This is a genomic window from Chitinophaga rhizophila (assembly GCF_019492185.1).
In the GTDB taxonomy this organism is placed as follows: domain Bacteria; phylum Bacteroidota; class Bacteroidia; order Chitinophagales; family Chitinophagaceae; genus Chitinophaga; species Chitinophaga rhizophila.
Genome location: NZ_JAICCF010000005.1, coordinates 301,793 through 320,350 on the forward strand (window position 1 = coordinate 301,793; position 18,558 = coordinate 320,350).

The 18,558-nt window shown below is 44.9% G+C and carries 14 protein-coding genes; 5 read left to right on the plus strand and 9 right to left on the minus strand.

Annotated elements, in window-relative coordinates; genetic code table 11:
* Positions 1 to 2: 2 nt before the first annotated feature.
* Entirely contained in the window at positions 3 to 2,537 is a 2,535-nt protein-coding gene (locus K1Y79_RS25535; RefSeq protein WP_220253048.1) for a DNA gyrase/topoisomerase IV subunit A, read from the plus strand.
* Between the two features lie 310 nt (positions 2,538 to 2,847).
* On the opposite strand, the gene K1Y79_RS25540 is transcribed toward K1Y79_RS25535, so the two are convergent.
* The 9 genes from K1Y79_RS25540 to K1Y79_RS25580 all read right to left on the minus strand — a co-directional run bounded on the left by K1Y79_RS25540 (position 2,848) and on the right by K1Y79_RS25580 (position 10,866).
* Complete coding sequence (locus tag K1Y79_RS25540) at positions 2,848 to 3,834, minus strand: hypothetical protein (RefSeq protein ID WP_220253049.1); 987 nt, start codon at positions 3,832 to 3,834, stop codon at positions 2,848 to 2,850.
* Positions 3,835 to 3,885: 51 nt separating this feature from the next.
* The gene (locus K1Y79_RS25545; RefSeq protein WP_220253050.1) at positions 3,886 to 4,425 is read right to left on the minus strand and encodes a D-glycero-alpha-D-manno-heptose-1,7-bisphosphate 7-phosphatase; all 540 of its coding nucleotides are present in this window, start codon (positions 4,423 to 4,425) and stop codon (positions 3,886 to 3,888) included.
* Between the two features lie 12 nt (positions 4,426 to 4,437).
* Entirely contained in the window at positions 4,438 to 5,133 is a 696-nt protein-coding gene (locus K1Y79_RS25550) for a nucleotidyltransferase family protein (protein ID WP_220253051.1), read from the minus strand.
* Positions 5,130 to 5,705, minus strand: coding sequence for a D-sedoheptulose-7-phosphate isomerase (locus K1Y79_RS25555; RefSeq protein WP_220253052.1), 576 nt, complete (start codon positions 5,703 to 5,705; stop codon positions 5,130 to 5,132). Before K1Y79_RS25555 ends, K1Y79_RS25550 begins: the two co-directional genes overlap by 4 nt.
* Before the next feature lie 27 nt (positions 5,706 to 5,732).
* Complete coding sequence (locus tag K1Y79_RS25560; RefSeq protein ID WP_220253053.1) at positions 5,733 to 6,752, minus strand: GHMP family kinase ATP-binding protein; 1,020 nt, start codon at positions 6,750 to 6,752, stop codon at positions 5,733 to 5,735.
* Positions 6,753 to 6,914: 162 nt separating this feature from the next.
* The gene (locus tag K1Y79_RS25565; RefSeq protein WP_220253054.1) at positions 6,915 to 8,048 is read right to left on the minus strand and encodes a glycosyltransferase; all 1,134 of its coding nucleotides are present in this window, start codon (positions 8,046 to 8,048) and stop codon (positions 6,915 to 6,917) included.
* 6 nt (positions 8,049 to 8,054) lie between these two features.
* Positions 8,055 to 9,002, minus strand: coding sequence for a glycosyltransferase family 2 protein (locus tag K1Y79_RS25570; RefSeq protein WP_220253055.1), 948 nt, complete (start codon positions 9,000 to 9,002; stop codon positions 8,055 to 8,057).
* 50 nt (positions 9,003 to 9,052) lie between these two features.
* A complete protein-coding gene (locus tag K1Y79_RS25575) occupies positions 9,053 to 9,592 on the minus strand; it encodes a DUF4199 domain-containing protein (protein WP_220253056.1) in 540 nt (179 codons plus the stop codon).
* Between the two features lie 14 nt (positions 9,593 to 9,606).
* The gene (locus tag K1Y79_RS25580) at positions 9,607 to 10,866 is read right to left on the minus strand and encodes a dihydroorotase (protein ID WP_220253057.1); all 1,260 of its coding nucleotides are present in this window, start codon (positions 10,864 to 10,866) and stop codon (positions 9,607 to 9,609) included.
* 420 nt (positions 10,867 to 11,286) lie between these two features.
* Between K1Y79_RS25580 and K1Y79_RS25585 the strand changes: the two genes are divergently transcribed.
* Genes K1Y79_RS25585 through K1Y79_RS25600 form a run of 4 tightly spaced genes read left to right on the plus strand, consistent with a single transcriptional unit; the run spans position 11,287 to position 18,549 of the window.
* Positions 11,287 to 12,954: a hypothetical protein gene (locus tag K1Y79_RS25585; protein WP_220253058.1), complete on the plus strand. Its 1,668-nt coding sequence runs from the start codon at positions 11,287 to 11,289 to the stop codon at positions 12,952 to 12,954.
* A 12-nt stretch (positions 12,955 to 12,966) separates the two neighbouring features.
* Positions 12,967 to 15,204, plus strand: a complete 2,238-nt coding sequence (locus K1Y79_RS25590) for a fibronectin type III domain-containing protein (RefSeq protein ID WP_220253059.1) — start codon at positions 12,967 to 12,969, stop codon at positions 15,202 to 15,204.
* Positions 15,179 to 18,169 (plus strand): hypothetical protein, encoded by a 2,991-nt coding sequence (locus K1Y79_RS25595; RefSeq protein WP_220253060.1) that lies wholly within the window; start codon positions 15,179 to 15,181, stop codon positions 18,167 to 18,169. Before K1Y79_RS25590 ends, K1Y79_RS25595 begins: the two co-directional genes overlap by 26 nt.
* An 8-nt stretch (positions 18,170 to 18,177) precedes the next feature.
* Positions 18,178 to 18,549, plus strand: a complete 372-nt coding sequence (locus K1Y79_RS25600; protein WP_220253061.1) for a hypothetical protein — start codon at positions 18,178 to 18,180, stop codon at positions 18,547 to 18,549.
* The last annotated feature ends 9 nt before the right edge of the window (positions 18,550 to 18,558 follow it).

An 18,558-nucleotide genomic window follows, 5' to 3' on the forward strand; every position in this document is an offset into this window, starting at 1 on the left:
TTATGAGCGACATCGATAATACACAACCGACAGACGAATCATTACATAACATCCTCCACCTTGGAGGTATGTATGAAAACTGGTTCCTTGATTACGCATCCTACGTGATCCTGGAGCGTGCTGTACCCAGCGTTGAAGATGGTCTGAAACCTGTTCAGCGTCGTATCCTGCATGCTATGAAGGAGATGGACGATGGCCGTTTTAATAAAGTGGCTAACGTGATAGGTTCCACTATGCAGTTTCACCCGCATGGTGACGCTTCAATCGGTGACGCAATCGTTAACCTCGGACAAAAAGACCTGCTGATAGACACCCAGGGTAACTGGGGTGATGTACGTACTGGCGACGATGCAGCAGCTCCCCGTTATATAGAGGCACGCCTTTCTAAGTTTGCTCTGGAAGTCGGTTTCAACCCGAAAACAACCCAGTGGCAGCTCAGTTACGACGGCCGTAAAAATGAACCGCTGGTACTGCCAATGAAGTTCCCGCTGTTGCTCGCTCAGGGCGCAGAAGGTATCGCCGTTGGTCTGTCCACCAAGATATTACCGCACAACTTTGTAGAACTGCTGGAAGCTTCCATCAAACACCTGAAAGGAAAGAAATTCGAGATATTCCCGGATTTCCCTACCGGTGGTATGATCGATGTTGCCAACTATAACGATGGTCGCCGCGGCGGTAAAGTGCGTGTACGGGCACATATCGAAGAGAAAGACAAGAAGACCCTCCTGATCAAAGACGTGCCTTATGGCGTTACGACTACCGCCCTGATGGAGTCTATCGTAAAAGCTAATGACAATGGTAAGATCAAGATCAAGAAGGTAGTTGATAACACCGCAAAAGATGTTGAAATTGAAGTACAGCTGGCACCTGGTATCTCCCCGGATATCACCATCGATGCACTGTACGCATTCACAGATTGTGAGATCTCCATTTCTCCGAATGCCTGCGTGATCATCGAAGATAAGCCGCGCTTCCTCACAGTAAGCGAACTGCTGAAATCTTCAACAGAATTTACCCAGGCACTCCTCAGACGTGAACTGGAAATCAGACTGAATGAACTGCAGGACAAATGGCATTATACCTCTCTTGAAAAAATCTTCTTTGAAAAAGGAATCTATAAAGAACTCGAGCAGAAACATAAGGACTGGGAAGCTGTAATTGTCGCTATCGATAAAGGCTTTGCCCCTTATAAAAAGAACCTGAAAAGAGAGATTATCCGCGAGGATATCCTGAAACTTACAGAAAAGCCGGTACGTCGTATCTACAGACTAGACATCAACGAACTGAACGAACAGATCAAATCTATCGAAGCTGATATCAAAGCCGTAAAACATGATCTCGCCAATATCGTTGATTTCACTGTAGCATACTATGAAAATCTGCTGAAGAAATATGGTAAAGGCCGTGAACGTATCACAGAAATCAAAACCTTCGATACCATCCAGGTACAACAGGTAGCGATCGCTAATGCCAAGATCTATGTTAACAGAGCAGACGGTTTTATAGGTACCTCTCTGAAGAAAGACGAGTTTATTGCTGACTGTTCTGACCTCGACAACATCATCGTATTCAGAAGAGATGGTAAAATGATCATCACCAAAGTGGCCGATAAGGTCTTCGTTGGTAAAGATATCATCCATGTAGATGTATTCAGAAAGAATGACGAACGCACTACCTATAACATGATATATGTGGATGGCAAGACTGGTATGAGTTACGCCAAACGCTTTAATGTAACAGGTATTACCCGTGATAAAGAATATGACCTGACAGTGAAAGGTGAGAAGAACTCCAAAGTCCATTACTTCTCAGCCAACCCTAACGGTGAAGCGGAAGTAGTGAGCATTCGTCTCAGCCCTAACTGTGCCGCACGTAACAAGGAGTTTGACCTGTATTTTGAAACCATCGCTATCAAGGGACGTAACTCCCAGGGTAACCAGGTTACCAAATACCCGATCCGTAACGTTAAATTTAAGGAGAAAGGTGTTTCCACACTGTCCGGCCAGAAAATCTGGTACGATACAGAAGTCGGTCGTCTGAATACAGAAGAACGAGGCGTTTACATTGGCTCATTTGATGGAGATGACAAGATATTAGTTGCATTCAAAAGCGGATCATACGAACTGACCAGTTTTGAACTCACTAACCGCTATGACCAGAATGAACTGATCTATATTGAGAAATTCAATCCTGAGAAAGTCGTATCCGCCATCTACTTCGATGCCGACAAGAAACAGTTCAATGCAAAACGTTTCCGGATAGAAACGCAGACCATGAACAACAAGTTCCTGTTCATTAAAGAAGGTGCCGGCAATTACCTAGAAATGATCACAACGCATTCAGAACCAGTGGTTTTACTGCGTACAGGTAAGAAACGGAATCCAGATGAGGAAGAAGTAAACCTGGCTGAATTTGTAGAAATAACCAACTACAGAACCGTCGGTACCCGTATCGCCGGAGAAGAACTGATCAGTGCAGAGCTGGCTTCCGAAGAGGAAGAACCAGACGAAGAAGGTGTTCAGGGCCAATTGTTCTAGTTATAACATATTGATTTTAAAGCCGTTCTGTTATTTACAGAACGGCTTTTTGTTTTTGGACCATCCATCAAACCCTGCACTATCCATTCTCCTGATTTCATGAGCCAACCTGTTTCCTTTGATTATTTCTTTACTAATGTCTTATACCATCGGGGTACCAATAGGTCACCAGAAGGGCACCTGAATATCCCCGGGATATCCAAGTGCCCTTCTAGTGACCTATTGGTGCACGGATAATATGAAACATAAAGCCTTATCAGACGGAAAAATGTCTGAAAAAGTAGCAACAATTAAAGTCAGGAAATTGTGTCTATTTCTGCTTTTTGCCTTTCGGCTTTTTGGAATCCTGGATACTCTCATTTATTTCTTCAGCAGTACGTGGATTTGTCATCCTTTTTTGCCGCTGATTCAATGGCTGATCTACCGGAACCTTACCTTGGGGGAGCGCGTCATGGAAAACTTTTTCTATATGTACCCACTTACCTGCTTTCCACTTGAATCCTTCGTAGTCCAGATCTGGTACAAAGGTAGATGGTTTAGACGGTTGATTGGTTTCTGAGATCAGGTGGTCATAAACGATCATGTCCATTTCCGGATTGTAGCTAAGACTGATAGTAGCCTCTTTCTTATACTCCAGGATGAAGCGGTTACGGGCTTTTTTAGGAATGGTATCTTCTGCGAAGCTGAAGAAAGGGCCTCCAAAGACAGGCTCGCCTTCCTTGAACGTCAGCATATCGATCATTTTCTTCTGGCTGCGTATATTGTTGGCATCCCATCCGAAAAGGGTATAATAGTCTTTGTTAAAATAGCGGCGGTGCAGCACTTTGTAGTACAGGCAGCCATACCAGTTTTTATTGCTGGTAATGGTGTCGGGATTATTGATATAGTCCGACGCATCAAACAGGGGGAACAGTTTCAGCTCACCACCCTCAGTCCTCATCTGGATAGCTCCGTAGTGTCTGAAAAAGGTAGTTTCCTGCTCTACACCCCAGGAGAAAATACGAAATGCGCTATCTGCCGGGTATTGAACAGAGATCGTCTTCAGCGAGTCAAACCTGAAGTAAAAAGAGGCAGGCGTTTTCAGCGCGCGTACCAGCCTGGGAATGAAGCTGTCATTGGCCTGCTGCCTGGTAGCCTCGTCCCGTCCTCTGACAATCTTCTCTGCCAGAATTTGCAGGGTATCCTGCTGTGCACGCATAATAGCCTCGTTATCAGCACTGATTCTTACTTTCTGAGCGCGCACGCTTGCAGTAGTAAAAAATGTACAGCATAACAATAGAAAACAGACTCTGATCATAATCTAAGTTGAGATTGAAACTACAGGCTTATTACGTTATATAATACAAATTTATTGTATGAGCCCGGAAAATTCCAGCAGACCACTACAGCGGTAGTCCATCTGCGGATGCGGGAATGGCAATTCAGGTTTAGTAGAAGGGATGAATACGGTCGTCATTCCCTGGTCTTTTCCGAATTTCATATCACTCAGCGTATTTCCTACCATAATAGCTTTGGTAAAATCTATTTCCGGGAAGTCTGCCTTTGCCTGTTGTGCCATACCATTATTCGGTTTACGGCATGGGCTGTCATTATTAACGTCCGGACAATAATAAATTCTATCTATCCTGCCACCCTGCGCCGAAATTGCTTCCAGCATTTTAGTATGTATTTCCTGCAACCCTACGTCTGTGAGGAGGCCTCTGCCAATACAACGCTGGTTGGTTACAAGCACAATACGGCTGAACTTTTTCGCCAGGATATTTAAAGCAGCTAATACACCTTCTTCAAATTGGAACATGTCCCAGCTTAGTACATAGCCATCTTTGATCTCATTGTTGATTACGCCGTCTCTGTCGAGGAACAATGTCCAGGAAGCATCAATATGCATATTGCTTATTACTTATGAGCGGAAATCCAGTTGTACCTGCTCATAATCAGCTGGTATCCCGATGTCAATAAAATAGGTGTCGCTTACGAAGCCGAAGACCTGCTGATTATTCACCTGTGGCTCCAGCACTTCCTTCTCAAACGAGAACTGTTGTGGCAATCCAAGGCTTTGCAGATAGGCTTTGGAGGTCAGATATACGCCGCCATTGATCAGTCCTTCTTTACAATACTGTTTCTCAAGGAAAGCGGTCACCCGTCCCTGAGCATCCAGTTGTACACTGCCATAGCGCTCGAACTCACTCATAGGCTTCAGGGCTAGTGTCAGGTTGCTGGCTGTCTGTTGATGGAAGGTATGTAAGTCCGCTAGGGAAACGTCAAAGAAGGTATCTCCGTTTACGACGATGCAATCGTTCCCTTTGATGTGGGAAATTGCGTTAAGTATGGCACCGCCTGTACCTAATGGTTCCGGTTCGGTTGCATAGGTAAGTGTGAGCGGAAGATTTGCCTGTTCACACCATTCTATCACCTGTTCAGATTTATATCCGAGGGACAGTACAACATGCGTAATGCCCTGTTTTATCAGATATTGGAGCAGATAATGTAGAAAAGGGTGGTCATTCACCGGAGCCATACATTTCGGCTTGTCTGCCACTACGCTGCGCAGGCGGGTACCAAGGCCGCCGGCAAGTACAATACATTCCTGAATCATGGGAAGAGGTTGTTTTCAACGATTTCGCAGATGATATGTCCGACGGTGATGTGCGATTCCTGGATACGCGGAGTATCGTTGGAGGGCACATTCAGCAGATAGTCGCTGCCGTCTTTCATTTTACCACCAGAGTGACCAGTCATGCTCACAATGATCATTCCTTTGCTTTTGGCAACTTTATATGCTTCCAGGATATTCACAGAGTTTCCGGAGGTAGATATACCCACCAGTACATCACCTGGCTGACCGATACCCCTAAGTATACGGGCGTATACCTGGTCATAGCCATAGTCATTGCCTACAGCAGTCATATAGGAGGTATTGCAATGGAGTGCTTCTGCGTAGAGCGGTGTTCTGTCTTTGTAGAAGCGTCCAGAAAACTCTGCCGCGAGGTGCTGTGCATCTGCTGCACTACCGCCATTTCCGCAGAAAAGGATTTTATGTCCTTGTTGCAGACTACCGGTAATAACATTTGCTACCTGTTGTATCGTATTAATGAGGTTAGCATCTTCACAGATGGCCTGTTTTACAGCGATGCTTTCCTGTATGGTTTTAATGATATTATTGTTCATAGAATGTTGTCGTTGTCAGTTGAGTAATTACATGCTCCAGCTGTTAATGCCGTTATGTGTGAAGTGATAACGTTTAACCTGTCCGCCGAAACCATTCAATGCATTTACTACGCTGTAGCGGGTATTACCCGGGCAATAGAAGATCATGAATCCACCACCGCCTGCGCCTGAGATCTTACCACCGGAAGCGCCTGCGCGTTTTGCAGCTTCATAGATATCATCCAGTTGTGAATTGGTGATGCCTTTGGCCATATTCTTTTTATGCTGGAAGCCGAAGTCCAGGATATCACCTATCTTGTCAATACTACCACGCAGAAGCGCTTCTTTCATCATAACAGCCTGTTCTTTCAGGTGATGCATTGCTTCTATGGACGCTTCTTTTTTCTCATGCACGTTCTTCTGCTGTTCAGAGATAATGCTGCTGGATAAGCGGCTGGTAGAGGTATAGTACAAAACCAGGTTGTTTTCCAGTTCATCCAGGTATTTCTCTTTGATGCGTAACGGGTTTACGATTACTTTATCATCATGATAAAACTCCATAAAGTTGACACCACCGAATGTAGCTGCATATTGATCCTGTTTTCCACCAGCCTGTTTCAGATCTTCTCTCTCAATTACGTAAGCCAGATGAGCCATATCATATTCCCCGAGCGGCAATTTCAGCCACTCAGCAAAAGCGCCGAGAACAGCTACTACCAGGGTAGAAGAAGTACCCAAACCGGAACCTGCAGGCGCATCTACGAAGGTCGTCAGTTTGAAGCCGGAAGGAATACCGTAATCCTGGTGGATACGGTTAATTACGCCTTTCAGTATATCCAGCTGACCATCCAGGGGAAGCGGAAAGGTAGCATCGCATACCAGTGTTTCACACCTGTCGGCACATTCAAAGTACACTTTCTTTTCAGTGATAGGTTCGATGGCTGCACGGGCATAGAGGGAAATAGTGGCATTAAGTATTGCGCCGCCATACATATCTGAATAGGGGCTTACATCTGTACCGCCTCCGGCCAGGCCCAGGCGTAATGGTGCTTTGCTACGATAGATCACAGTAATTCCGTTTTTATAAGTGCTGCAAGATAAAACAATTGCGCATGCATATTTAGCGATCTTGTTTAAAAGAAGTTAAAATATTATATATATCGCCTGTACAAAAAAATAACCGGAAAGATCTGGTTAAATCTTTCCGGTTAGTATAGCGTGTAAATGAACTTACTTATTAGCGATCAGGCGTTTAATTTCACCTGCCAGCCGCTCCCACGAATACTGTTTCTTTTCAGTACGTACAGCCGCTGACATGTCAGCTTCCCGGTTATCAGCATAATATCTGACGATCGCGGTTGCTATATCAGTAGGGTCTGGTTCACATTGGAAGCCGACAATATCATCTGGGACCATTTCAACCAGTCCGCCCACACGGGTAACTACCATTGGCTTTTCAAAGTGATAGGCAATCTGTGAAATACCGCTCTGTGTAGCGCTTTTGTAGGGCTGTACGACCAGGTCTGCTGCGCAGAAGTAGTTTTTCACAGCTGCATCTGCAATGAAGTCATTGTGCATAAGCACTTTATCACCAAGTTGCAGGTCTTCCAGCAGTTTCATGATAGGGGCAGCATCTCCATAGAACTCACCTGCCACTATCAGCCGTATGTCCATTGCCTTAATCCTTTCATCGGCCATTGCCTGTATCAGGAGGTCGAGGCCTTTATACTTACGGATAAATCCGAAGAAAAGAATATACTTTTTATCCTGTTCCAGCTTCAGTTGTTCCCTGGCATCGGTTTTTGATATCGCCGGACCATAGTTATCGTAGATAGGGTGGGGGATCAGAGAAGCGGGTTTACCTGGTTCAAATTGGCGCAGATCATCCAGGACAGACTGACTCATAGCGATAAAAGCGTCTACTGGTTTGAGGAAGTACCTGGTAAAGGGCACATCACCGGGTCTCTTCTCATGCGGTATTACATTGTCGAGGATGGATACCACCCTGGTCTTTTTGCTTTTGCCCAGGCGCAGCAGAGTACCAAGACAGGGCCCCATGAAAGGGAGCCAGTATTTGGTAACAATGAGATCGGGTTGCCATTTCCGGATCATGCGGCCAACCTTGATCCAGTTCAGTGGGTTCACTGAGTTGATCAGTCTGCGGATACGCAGGTGAGTTGGTGCAGGAGCATCGGAGTACTGGCTGGTTCCGGGAAACAGGAAAGAAGGGTATTGCAGCGTGAATGTCCAGATTTCTACTTCTGCATCTTTCTGTAATTCTTCTGCCAGTCTTTCATTGTAAGCAGCCAATCCGCCTCTGTAAGGCCAGGCAGGTCCGAGAAAAAGGATTTTCTTTTTACCCATCTGCTGTTATTTAGTACGATCAAGGATTGTTTCTACCAGGTATTCGTTCCTTTCAGGTGCATTCCTGGTAACCAGTTCACCGATGAAGCCAGTCAGGAAAAGCTGAGATCCTATGATCATAGCCAGCAGTGCCAGAAAGAATATCGGGCGTTCGGTCATCTTGTACTGAGCGTAGGCAATTTTCTGGATAGCCAGGTACAGTGCGATGCCGAAACCTACGATGAAGGAAAGGGTGCCTAGTGCGCCGAAGAGGTGCATAGGACGTTTTCCGAATTTACTGATGAACATGATGGACGCCAGATCGAGGAAGCCGTTGATGAAGCGTTCCAGTCCGAACTTGGAGGTGCCGTACTTACGTGCGCGGTGTTCAACTACTTTCTCACCGATCTTTCTGAATCCATTCCATTTAGCGATAACAGGAATATACCGGTGCATTTCACCATATACTTCTATGCTTTTAATGACTTTGCGGCGGTAAGATTTAAGTCCGCAATTCATATCATGCAGGTGTACACCACTCATCCGGGTAGTGGTGTAGTTGTATAATTTAGAAGGAAGGTTTTTTGTAAGTCTGCTGTCATAACGTTTTTTCTTCCAGCCACTCACCAGGTCAAAGCCATCTTCCTTGATCATGCGGTAGAGTTCAGGAATTTCGTCAGGACTATCCTGCAGGTCTGCATCCATCGTAATGATTACGTCGCCCTGAGAGGCTCTGAAACCTTCATTGAGGGCAGCAGATTTACCGTAGTTACGTTGGAACTTGATCCCTTTTACGTTAGGATTGGCGGCTGCGATTTGCTGGATGATATCCCAGGAATTATCAGTGCTGCCATCATCTATCATCCATACCTCATATGAGTATCGATGCTCCTGCATGACACGGTCAATCCAGGCGGCCAGTTCAGGCAGTGATTCTTCTTCGTTTTTTAAGGGAACGATTACGGAAATATCCATGTGTTATAACAATGTGTTTAGGATGCTTGTCTATCTAATTAAGTGCCAATCTATGCAATACGCTTTTTACGGATAATAACCGCCAGTATTGCAGCAACCACAAAGTCAAGGAATAATCCGGTAAAGTAGGATAGCATGCTTGCTACGAAAGTCAGGCTATAGTCTTGTTGTTTCAGCTTGGTCAGTGCATCATTGAGGTCTGCATCAGTTATTCCCTGGGTATTATGGGACTGCTGCATCTCTTCAAGCATCTTCAGGTCCATGGCTTTCATACGGGCGGGCAGCTCTGGATCTATATAGTTACAAACGATATAGGTAAGCAGGGTACCTGCCAGTGTGCCGATCACAAAGGTGGTAAAGATTGGCTGGATAGCGTCTTTAAAACCAATAAAACCACCTAGATGCCTGCGTTTTTCGAGACCGGCAAGCAAACCGATGATAGCGCAGATAAAAAGTTGTATAAAGCTGAATTTCAGGCTGAAAAAGGTAGGCTGATCCGTATAATAGAGGGCAATACCGGTAGCTATAACTACTACAGCAGCGATCACTCCCCATTTCAGACCGGGATTAGGATATGTTGCATTACTCATACACAAATGACTATTTAAAGTTGGGCATATTGGCCGTTGATGATTCCTTTCACACTGCCTTTCAATTCTGCGCCAATATACGCTGAATTTTTAGACTTGCTGGCCAGATGCGCTGTGGTGAGTATCCATTCCTGCTCAGGATCGAATATAGTCAGATTGGCAGTTGAGCCTTCTGTAAGTGTTAATTCTGGCAGACCGAAGATCTTTCTTGGTTGTGCAGATAGCATTTCGATCAGTCTTTCGACAGATACATCCGGGAGATGCTTACGCAGTACGCCGAATGCACTTTCCAGCCCGATCATTCCATTTTTGGCATATTCAAACTCAACTTGTTTAGCATCCCAGTCCTGCGGAAGGTGATGAGTAGCAAAGCAATCAACAACACCTGTTTTAACTGCATCCCGTAATGCCTGGACGTCTTCTGCGCTACGCAGTGGCGGGTTAAGTTTCAGGTTTGAATCATAAGTAAGCAGATGCGCATCGGTCAGGGAGATGTGGTAAGGGGTTACAGAGCAGGTAACCTTGATACCTTTACCTTTTGCATGAGCGATGAGTTCTGCTGATTTACGTGTACTGATACCCGTGAAGTGGATACGGGAGTCGGTATATTGAGCCAATTCGATGTCACGTTGGATGATCAGTTCTTCTGAGATAGCAGGTTTTCCCGGCATGCCCAGCTGCGTACTGTATACGCCTTCGTGCATCAGACCATGTGCGGAGATGCTATGATCATCTGGCAGCTGGATGATGGTACCGTTCACCGCCTTTACATACTGCAGGGCTTTGAGCATAATGCCTGGTGACTGAATAGGCTTGAGGCCATCAGAGAATGCAGCTGCACCCGCAAGCTTCATTTCATACATTTCTGCCAGCGAAGTGCCTTCCAGGTTTTTGGTTACAGCTCCGATAGGCAGTACCTGTACAGCCCCGTAACGGGTACGGCTTAGTACATATTCTATCTGTGCTTTGGTATGCAGGGCCGGTTGGGTGTTAGGCACTATCATCACAGTGGTATAGCCACCTTTTGCAGCAGCGTTAACTCCACTCTGGAGGTCTTCCTTATATTCCTGACCAGGATCGCTGAAATGAGCGAAGAGGTCTGTCCATCCGAGGGACACATGCAGGTTATCTCCTGATACCACCTGTGCCTGCGGAGAGGAAATCCCTTTCCCGATCTGCCGGATGATACCGTTCTCAATTAAAATATCCTGCTGCTGTCCGTGAAATGGGGACGATGGTGCGACTACCTGAACGTTTTTGAGTAATATTTGCATGCTTTACTATGTACTAACTGTGTCTATACCTTTTCTGAGAAAAAATACCGGCAGCAAAAGTAATAGAAATTCGGCTGATGCCGCACAATTAGGTACATTTTCCTTTAGAGATACTTCTGCTGATACAAATCTGATACAGGCTTTATATAGATGATTACCATATATTTAGACTTATTCCAGCAGGTTTGTTTGTGCGCTATATACTTGCTGATGTCAGCTAATTCTAATATGCTGACAGAGATCACTGGTTCTGATTTATTATATTTTATCTATATATTTGCATAAAATTGATACCGTTGTCTTGATTGGGGACCTGATTTTAAATGAAAACCCGAACTGTTGCGTAAGTTTTACCCGACCTATACCCGTATCGTAAACAAATTACGGCCCTTGATCCTGTTTACTGCTGTTCTGTGCTGTATGAGTCATACATTATCAGCACAGCGGTTAGATGCTATTGGCAAAGAAAAGCCATTGAAAATTACTGGCGGTCTCGGACTGGAACAGATAGCCTATTGGTCCTCCGGACTGGGCGACGGACGGAGGGATCCCTATAACTTTTTTCTCAATGGTAACCTCAATATCGACCTGTATGGATGGTCAGTGCCTTTCAGTTTTAATTACTCAAATCAGAGCAACATCGCATTTTCCCAGCCTTTCAATCAATATGGCCTGACGCCCACTTATAAGTGGATCACCGGGCATATCGGCTATTCCAGCATGAATTTCTCCAGTTATACACTGGCAGGGCACTTGTTTAATGGTATTGGTGTAGACCTTGCTCCGCCGGGCCGCTTTAAGTTCAGTGTTATGTATGGCAGGTTGCAAAAGTCGGTGGAGGCAGATACGCTGCGAAGCGATATCATACCTGCCTACAGGCGAATGGGCTATGGCTTTAAAGCCGGCTACAGTACAGGAAAAGATAATATAGAAGTGATGCTGTTCCGAGGGAAAGATGATGAAAACTCTATTCGTCCGCTACCAGAGATATATACACTAACACCCCAGGAGAATATAGCTATGGGGCTCAATGTCTCGAAGCAGGTCTTTAAAAGGCTATTGTTCAATGCCGAGGTAGCAGTAAGCGCCCTCACCAGGGACACCCGTGCGGCAACAGACAGTGCCGGAACTGTAAAGGTACCCACTGCTGGACTTATCAGCAGTAACAGTTCTACTGCTTTATATAGCGCCTACAAGGCAGGTCTGGGATATAATGGCGATCATTATACACTGGGCATCGGGTATGAATGGGTGGCACCGGAATACAAAACATTGGGTGCATACTATTTTACCAACGACTTTGAGAACATCACTGGTAATCTCCAGGTACGTATGCTGAAAGACAGAATGACTGCCGCTGTAAATGCAGGTGTGCAAAGAAACAACCTGAACAATGATAAGCTGAGTACGATGCGCCGTTTTGTAGGTGCGGTGAATATCGGCATGGCAGCTACCAAAAAGCTTAATCTGAACCTCAGCTACTCTAACTTCCAGTCGTTCGTTAATATACGGTCGGAGTTTGACTACCTGAATCAGCTTACCCCTTATGAGAACCTGGACACGCTGAACTATACGCAGTTGTCTAGTAACGCGACCGCAGGCTTTAATTATAATCTGTCCCGCAGTAAGGAAAAGATGCAGATGCTGGTGTGCAACCTGTCGTATATGCAGTCATCAGATAAGCAGGGTGGCGTAAAGCAGGCTTCCGGAGCAGCATTTTACAACCTTAATACATCCTATAATCTTCAGCTTATACCAAAGCAGATGTCAGTAATGGCGGGGTTTAACGCTAACAGAAGCTCCTCCACAGAAATGTCTTCTCTTACACTGGGGCCAACTATTGGTGTGAATAAAACCATATTGGAGAAGAAAATGCGCCTTAGCGGAACCGTTTCCTGGAACAGCAGTTATACCAATGGCGAGAACACATCCCGCATACTGACAGCGAGAGCTGGCAGTGCCTATACCATCAGGAAAGTCCATAGCCTGAATCTGAATATTATAGCATTGGACCGTACCAATACCAGGGGCAGCAGCAGGAATGTATCTGAGCTGACCACTACACTGGGATATAATTATAATTTTTAAAGCAGAGTGAACTTGTTTAAACGTACCAGATATATACTTGGGTTACTGCTGACCATATTGTCATGTTTTAATACGGCTTTTGCACAGACGAGTTATCCCGTAATGGCGACAATGCAGATCAATCCGCCTTACAGTCTGTACCTCAATGACTATGCAGCGCCGGATCTGCAACGTATGCAGGTTCACCTGCTGCTAAAAGATATTGCAGTAACAAATTATAAGTGCAGGCTCAGAATAAAGATTGAAGGGTTTGGTATTACACTGCAGAGTAAACCTGCATTTTATACAGTACCGGTTGTGCTACAGGGAGGAGAAATGCAGACACTCAGTGGTACCGACCTGGCTGTGTATCTCAATCCCCAGAACCTGCTGATCCAGGGGATGGATACAAAAGCATTTGGCAGACAAGGGGCTAAGTTGCCCGAAGGTATTTACCGGTTTTCGGTAGAAGTATTGGACTACACCAGGAATATAGTGGTATCCAATCAGGGAAATGCAGTAGTCTCTACCTTCCTGAGCTACCCACCTATCATTAACCTTCCTATGGCCAACAGCAAAGTCGATGCAATGGAACCTCAGAACCTGGTGTTCCAATGGGTGCCACGTCATACTGCTTCCTTTAATGCAGCGTTTAATGTAGCCTATAAATTCAGGATGGTTGAGTTAATCCCTGCTAACCGGGACCCTAATGATGCCTTACGCACTACCCGTCCTGTGTATGAAACAATGACTGCACAGACTATACTGATATATGGCCCGGGAGAGCCCATGCTTACCCCTGGAAAGAATTATGCAGTACAGATCCAGGCAATAGAAGCAGATGGGAAGGATATGTTTATTAATGACGGTTTCAGCGAGGCTGTAAGATTTACCTATGGAGAGAAATGTGGTGTTCCGGCAGATGTCATTGCTGCTGTTGCAGGTAAGCACGAATTAAAGCTGACCTGGGCTCCCGGTGTGTCGCAACAGGCTTTTACTATCAGGTATAGAGAAGCTGGGGATCATCCTTCTCAGTGGTATGAAGAGAATAGTTATCTGCCTCAGTATACTATTACCGGACTTAAAGCTGGGAAAAAGTACGAGTACCAGGTGAATGCACAATGTATGTGGGGATATGGTGATTATTCGACTATACAGTCATTTAACATGCCTGATGAGAACCTAGAGAAAGGCGATTTTGTATGCGGAAAGGTAGTCACTGAGAAAGAAAATACTAACCAGAAAGGACTGGAACAGCTAAAAGAAGGAGACATCATCACTGCGGGAGACTTTAAAGTATCTATTAAGAGAGCAGAAGGCGCTAATGGTTCATTCAGCGGGACAGGTAAGATTAAGGTGCCTTATTTGGACATGGTCACCTTGCCGGTAGTGTTTAAGAATATCAGCGTGAATACTGACAAGAAAATGTATGCTGGCGTCATAGAGCTGCAAAGGGAGAATATCGAGGACGTGACGAAGGATATGAATGAAGCGCTGGATAACTACCTGGACAATATCACAGATATTGTCACAAAGATAGATACTGCAGGTCTGAAAGCAATTGATGCCGCAGCAATGTTATCTGACCTGGAAAAGATGAAAGGTTGGGATGAGTTAGATAATGCTACGCTTGAAAAGCTGGGTGAAATAGGCACTAAACTCCAGGAGTTACAGCAGTTGAAAGAAGACCAGCAGCTCACGCCTGAAGAAAAGCAGACAAAGGCAAAGCAGGTGGCTGAGCAACTGAAAAAGCTTTCTGAACAGGCCAAAGATATGCTCAGGCAAGCACTGGATGAAGTGAAGAAATTGCTTGGCCTGTTCCGTAGAGGAGTGAAAGAACTACGCCAGGAATACACGGATGAGAAGATTGATAGTCTGCGGAAAGACTTTGATGAGAAATACAATAAAGCGAAAGAATTTATAGATAAACATAATAGTCAATTAGGCTTCAAGATCTCAGATGAAACCGATAATTCAGTTACAAAAGTTGTTGATGTAACGGAAAGTGCGTTGAAGACCTTACCAGATGTCATTGCTGCTTTCCAGTCTGCACAACAGAAACTGGACCTGGCGACTATTGTGAAAATTCTCGACAACAGTAAGTCTGAGCAGGATGAGAAGAAAGTAGTTGACATGCTTAAAATAAAGGATCAGCCGTTTAGCGCCTTTATCAGCAATGCACTTAAGATCAGCAAAGAGGAAGAAATATTGCCGGATGTGAAAACATCCATATTAAACTGGGTAAATGAAGTTCTTGAAAAGATACATTAATCGTGTCCATATACTACAGCTGTTGTTGGCTTTGCTGGTAGCTATTCCTGCATCTGCTGCAGGAGAAGCAACTGCGTCAGGTAATGAGGAAGTTATTCATGAAGGAGTAATCGCATTAAATAGGTTAATACGACAGAATGATTACAATGACCGGCATAACCGTTCTGCCAGGAACAAGTATGTTATCGTACTGGATGGGAATGGTAAATTCATTGAGCAGCGCAATATCAATGATGACTTGCCATTGCTGAGTGACGAGGAGGTGACCGAAGTCAATGATGAACTGGTAAAAGTCAATGACAGTAATAAATTTGGTGTATACGAAATAGTTTTCAATAACTGGTATATCAACCTCACCAGGGAGATTCCGGAGAATGCTGATCTTTCATATCTGACGAATTATCAGCCATGGACGAACGACAACATCCGCACGAAGATCATCAGTGAAATGAAGGCCCTGAACCTGGAGATCTTTAAAAATGCAGCTTTTAAGTCTTATCAGAAGAGGGTAGGAATTGTTTGTGGTCGTGTAATTGTAATGCTGGGAGGCCAGAAGTACAATGTGAGCGTCACCATGGATGCCCGTGGTGATGAGACCTGGACAGCAGGTGAATTGCGGGCAATGAACGAGAGGATAGATCCGTATCTGCCCTCGATGGCAAATGTAAAGAAGTATCTGATCGCTTATCCGCAGGCATTAAAGAATGCATGGCTTAACAAGGATGTGCTAACACCACATCCCGAACTGCCCTATCATTATAAACCAGGGGAGGGCTCTTTCCTGAATGATCTGGCAAAACGAAGCATTGACCAGCAGGGGAGTCCTGAGGGCGATCCCGCAGCTACATCTGAGAGCCTGGTATATGACTATGCCGGCGTATTGTCAAAAGCGGAACTGCAACAGCTGATCAATAGCTTCCTTGAGGTACAGAACGGCGGTTACACAGCGCGTGTATTTATCGCCAATTACAAAACCCCAAGGGAAAAGCTGGAGAAGATCAATGCCATCATGAGCAATCCTGCACCGAAGGATATCTTGCTATACCTGTACCTTGATGCAGATAAGACAGTACATGCTGACCTGAAACTGGGAAAAGATATCCCGAACCCGGAACATGTGAACATGTTTATGCGGGCAGCAGCCAGTGTGTTGGAAAAACTCGGACTGGCTCCTACTAACTTTACACTCGCAGGGTTCTTTGATGGATTGTCTCATCTGATATCAAAAGCAGAGATACCTGAGAGGTTTTACAACCCTGCTTCGGTGAACGAGAAAGGCGTAAAAGATTATAATCCCGTATTATACTATGTATATCTGGCTGCCGGCTCTTCCTATATATTAAAAGCCGAGTTTCTGGCTCAGCTGGCGTTGGGTACAGATATTAAGATGGACGGCTTTGACCTGACGCAGATTGAGTTTGCGTTCATGTGTGGAGCATACAATGGTCTCGTGGAAATGATTGCGTCACTGCCTAAACTTGCCGGCTGGATGGTAAGGATGGTGACCAATGAAAATGGTGTACGGGACGACTTTTCAAAAACCATATCATCCTTCGTAGATAAGTGTGACCTCAATACCAATTCACTTACATACACCATCGTCATGCCACAGCTGGGAGCCATGAAGCTGGGTAGTTGTCTGGCACCAATGATCGCCAAAGCAATTAAAAAGACCTTCAGTGGCGGAAATGCCTGTACCTATGCAGCCTCAGGTGGAAAGATTGTATTCAATATATTAATACTGGTAGCACCGTTGGCTGGTGTGGCAGAGGTTGCAAAGATTGCTGACATTATCAGTTGGATAGACCCTATCGCCCTGTTATTGCGCGGTACGGCATTTATGGCCAAAGTGGTATATGTAAGTGGAAGGGCATTGTATTCGTGGGGTAAGTATTACCTTTCGCTTACCATCAGGGATGGTAGGATATTTCTGGAAACATTAGGGGGTAACCTGGAAAAGGTATTCTGGGGAGACTGGCCGCAGCTGGCATTGGTGATGGATGGGGTACCTGTGAATGTACGAGTACCACCGTCCGTAGATCTGAGCGGGGAATGGCGTGCTATACGCTACATGACAGATAGTGAAGGAAGTAAGATCATCACGCAGGATGCCGCCCGCTTAATAGAAATTGCTAAAAAAGAAGGTGAACCGATCCTGGGTATTGTGGAAGATACTGAAGGTGCAGGAAAGGCAGTAGCTGAGCTGACTACAGTAGCTCAGCAGTTCAAAGCAAGACTACTGAAGAGAATGGAAGGTCTGGAGGGACGCTTTGAGCTTATTCATACTGACGAGGAATTGATGCGGATGATACAGAAAGGGAAAGAGTTGAAATTCAGTGATGAGCTGATTGAAGACTTTATTTATATAAGTTGCAGAAAAGATAAGGCCAGGAGTGCAGAAGAAATGCTTCAGCAAATGGAGCATCATATAAAGATCAAGCAACGCGGATACCCTGAACGGTTCACAAGTGTGGAAGAACTGGAAGCATTCGGAAAGGATATGTATGATGGACTGAAAGGAATAGGTCTGGACGATGCGGAAGTCATTATACAAGGTTCCGCTTTAAGAACTCAGGCGGCACAGGATGTAGATATTGCTGTTATCATCTCAGAAGGGAAGTTCAATGATATCCTTATTAAACGATTCAGTGGAAAGGCTAAGAATAAAATCAGTGGCGAAGGGCTCCAGCTGGAAGGTAAGAGTACGGACGAATTGATGCAGATAGCCAGAGATATTGATGCCAATCGTGGTAATTACAATAATACGGCCTGGAGCTTTAAAAGAGCAATGCTGGATAGAAAGTTTGGTACTTATACCAATGATGAAATCTTAATCGGAGGCAAGGATTTATATCATAAAATGAAGGCAGCATACCCTGATCTTAATATTGAAAATATCTCTTTTCAAGTGAAGGGCGGCTCAGTAGATTTATTACCTAACATGTCATTACCAAGACCGAAATAACAGTAAATATGACGAACGAAATCTCCATATATGCTTCATTGCTCGGAAAATTAGAGGACATACGCAGTACGATAGAAGAAGTACTTCCGGAAAACAGTAGTCGCTTCATTGAATCGGGTACTATTATGCTTTCTGAAGGTAATGTGTTCAGTTGTTCGATAGAGCCTTCGGGCCAGCACCAGACCGATGACTATTACATGTCGGCAAAGTACCTCGGTACAGAAGCAGACTACAAGCTTTTGCTTGCCCGCATGGCCGATGTTTTCGTAAAATATAGTATCGTCTATAGTATAGATACCGTTATCCAGGATGGTGATGAAGAGATCGAGACATATCTTGTACATCCGGATTTTGAGAAACGCGTCTCTGGAAATAAATAGTGCAGATGC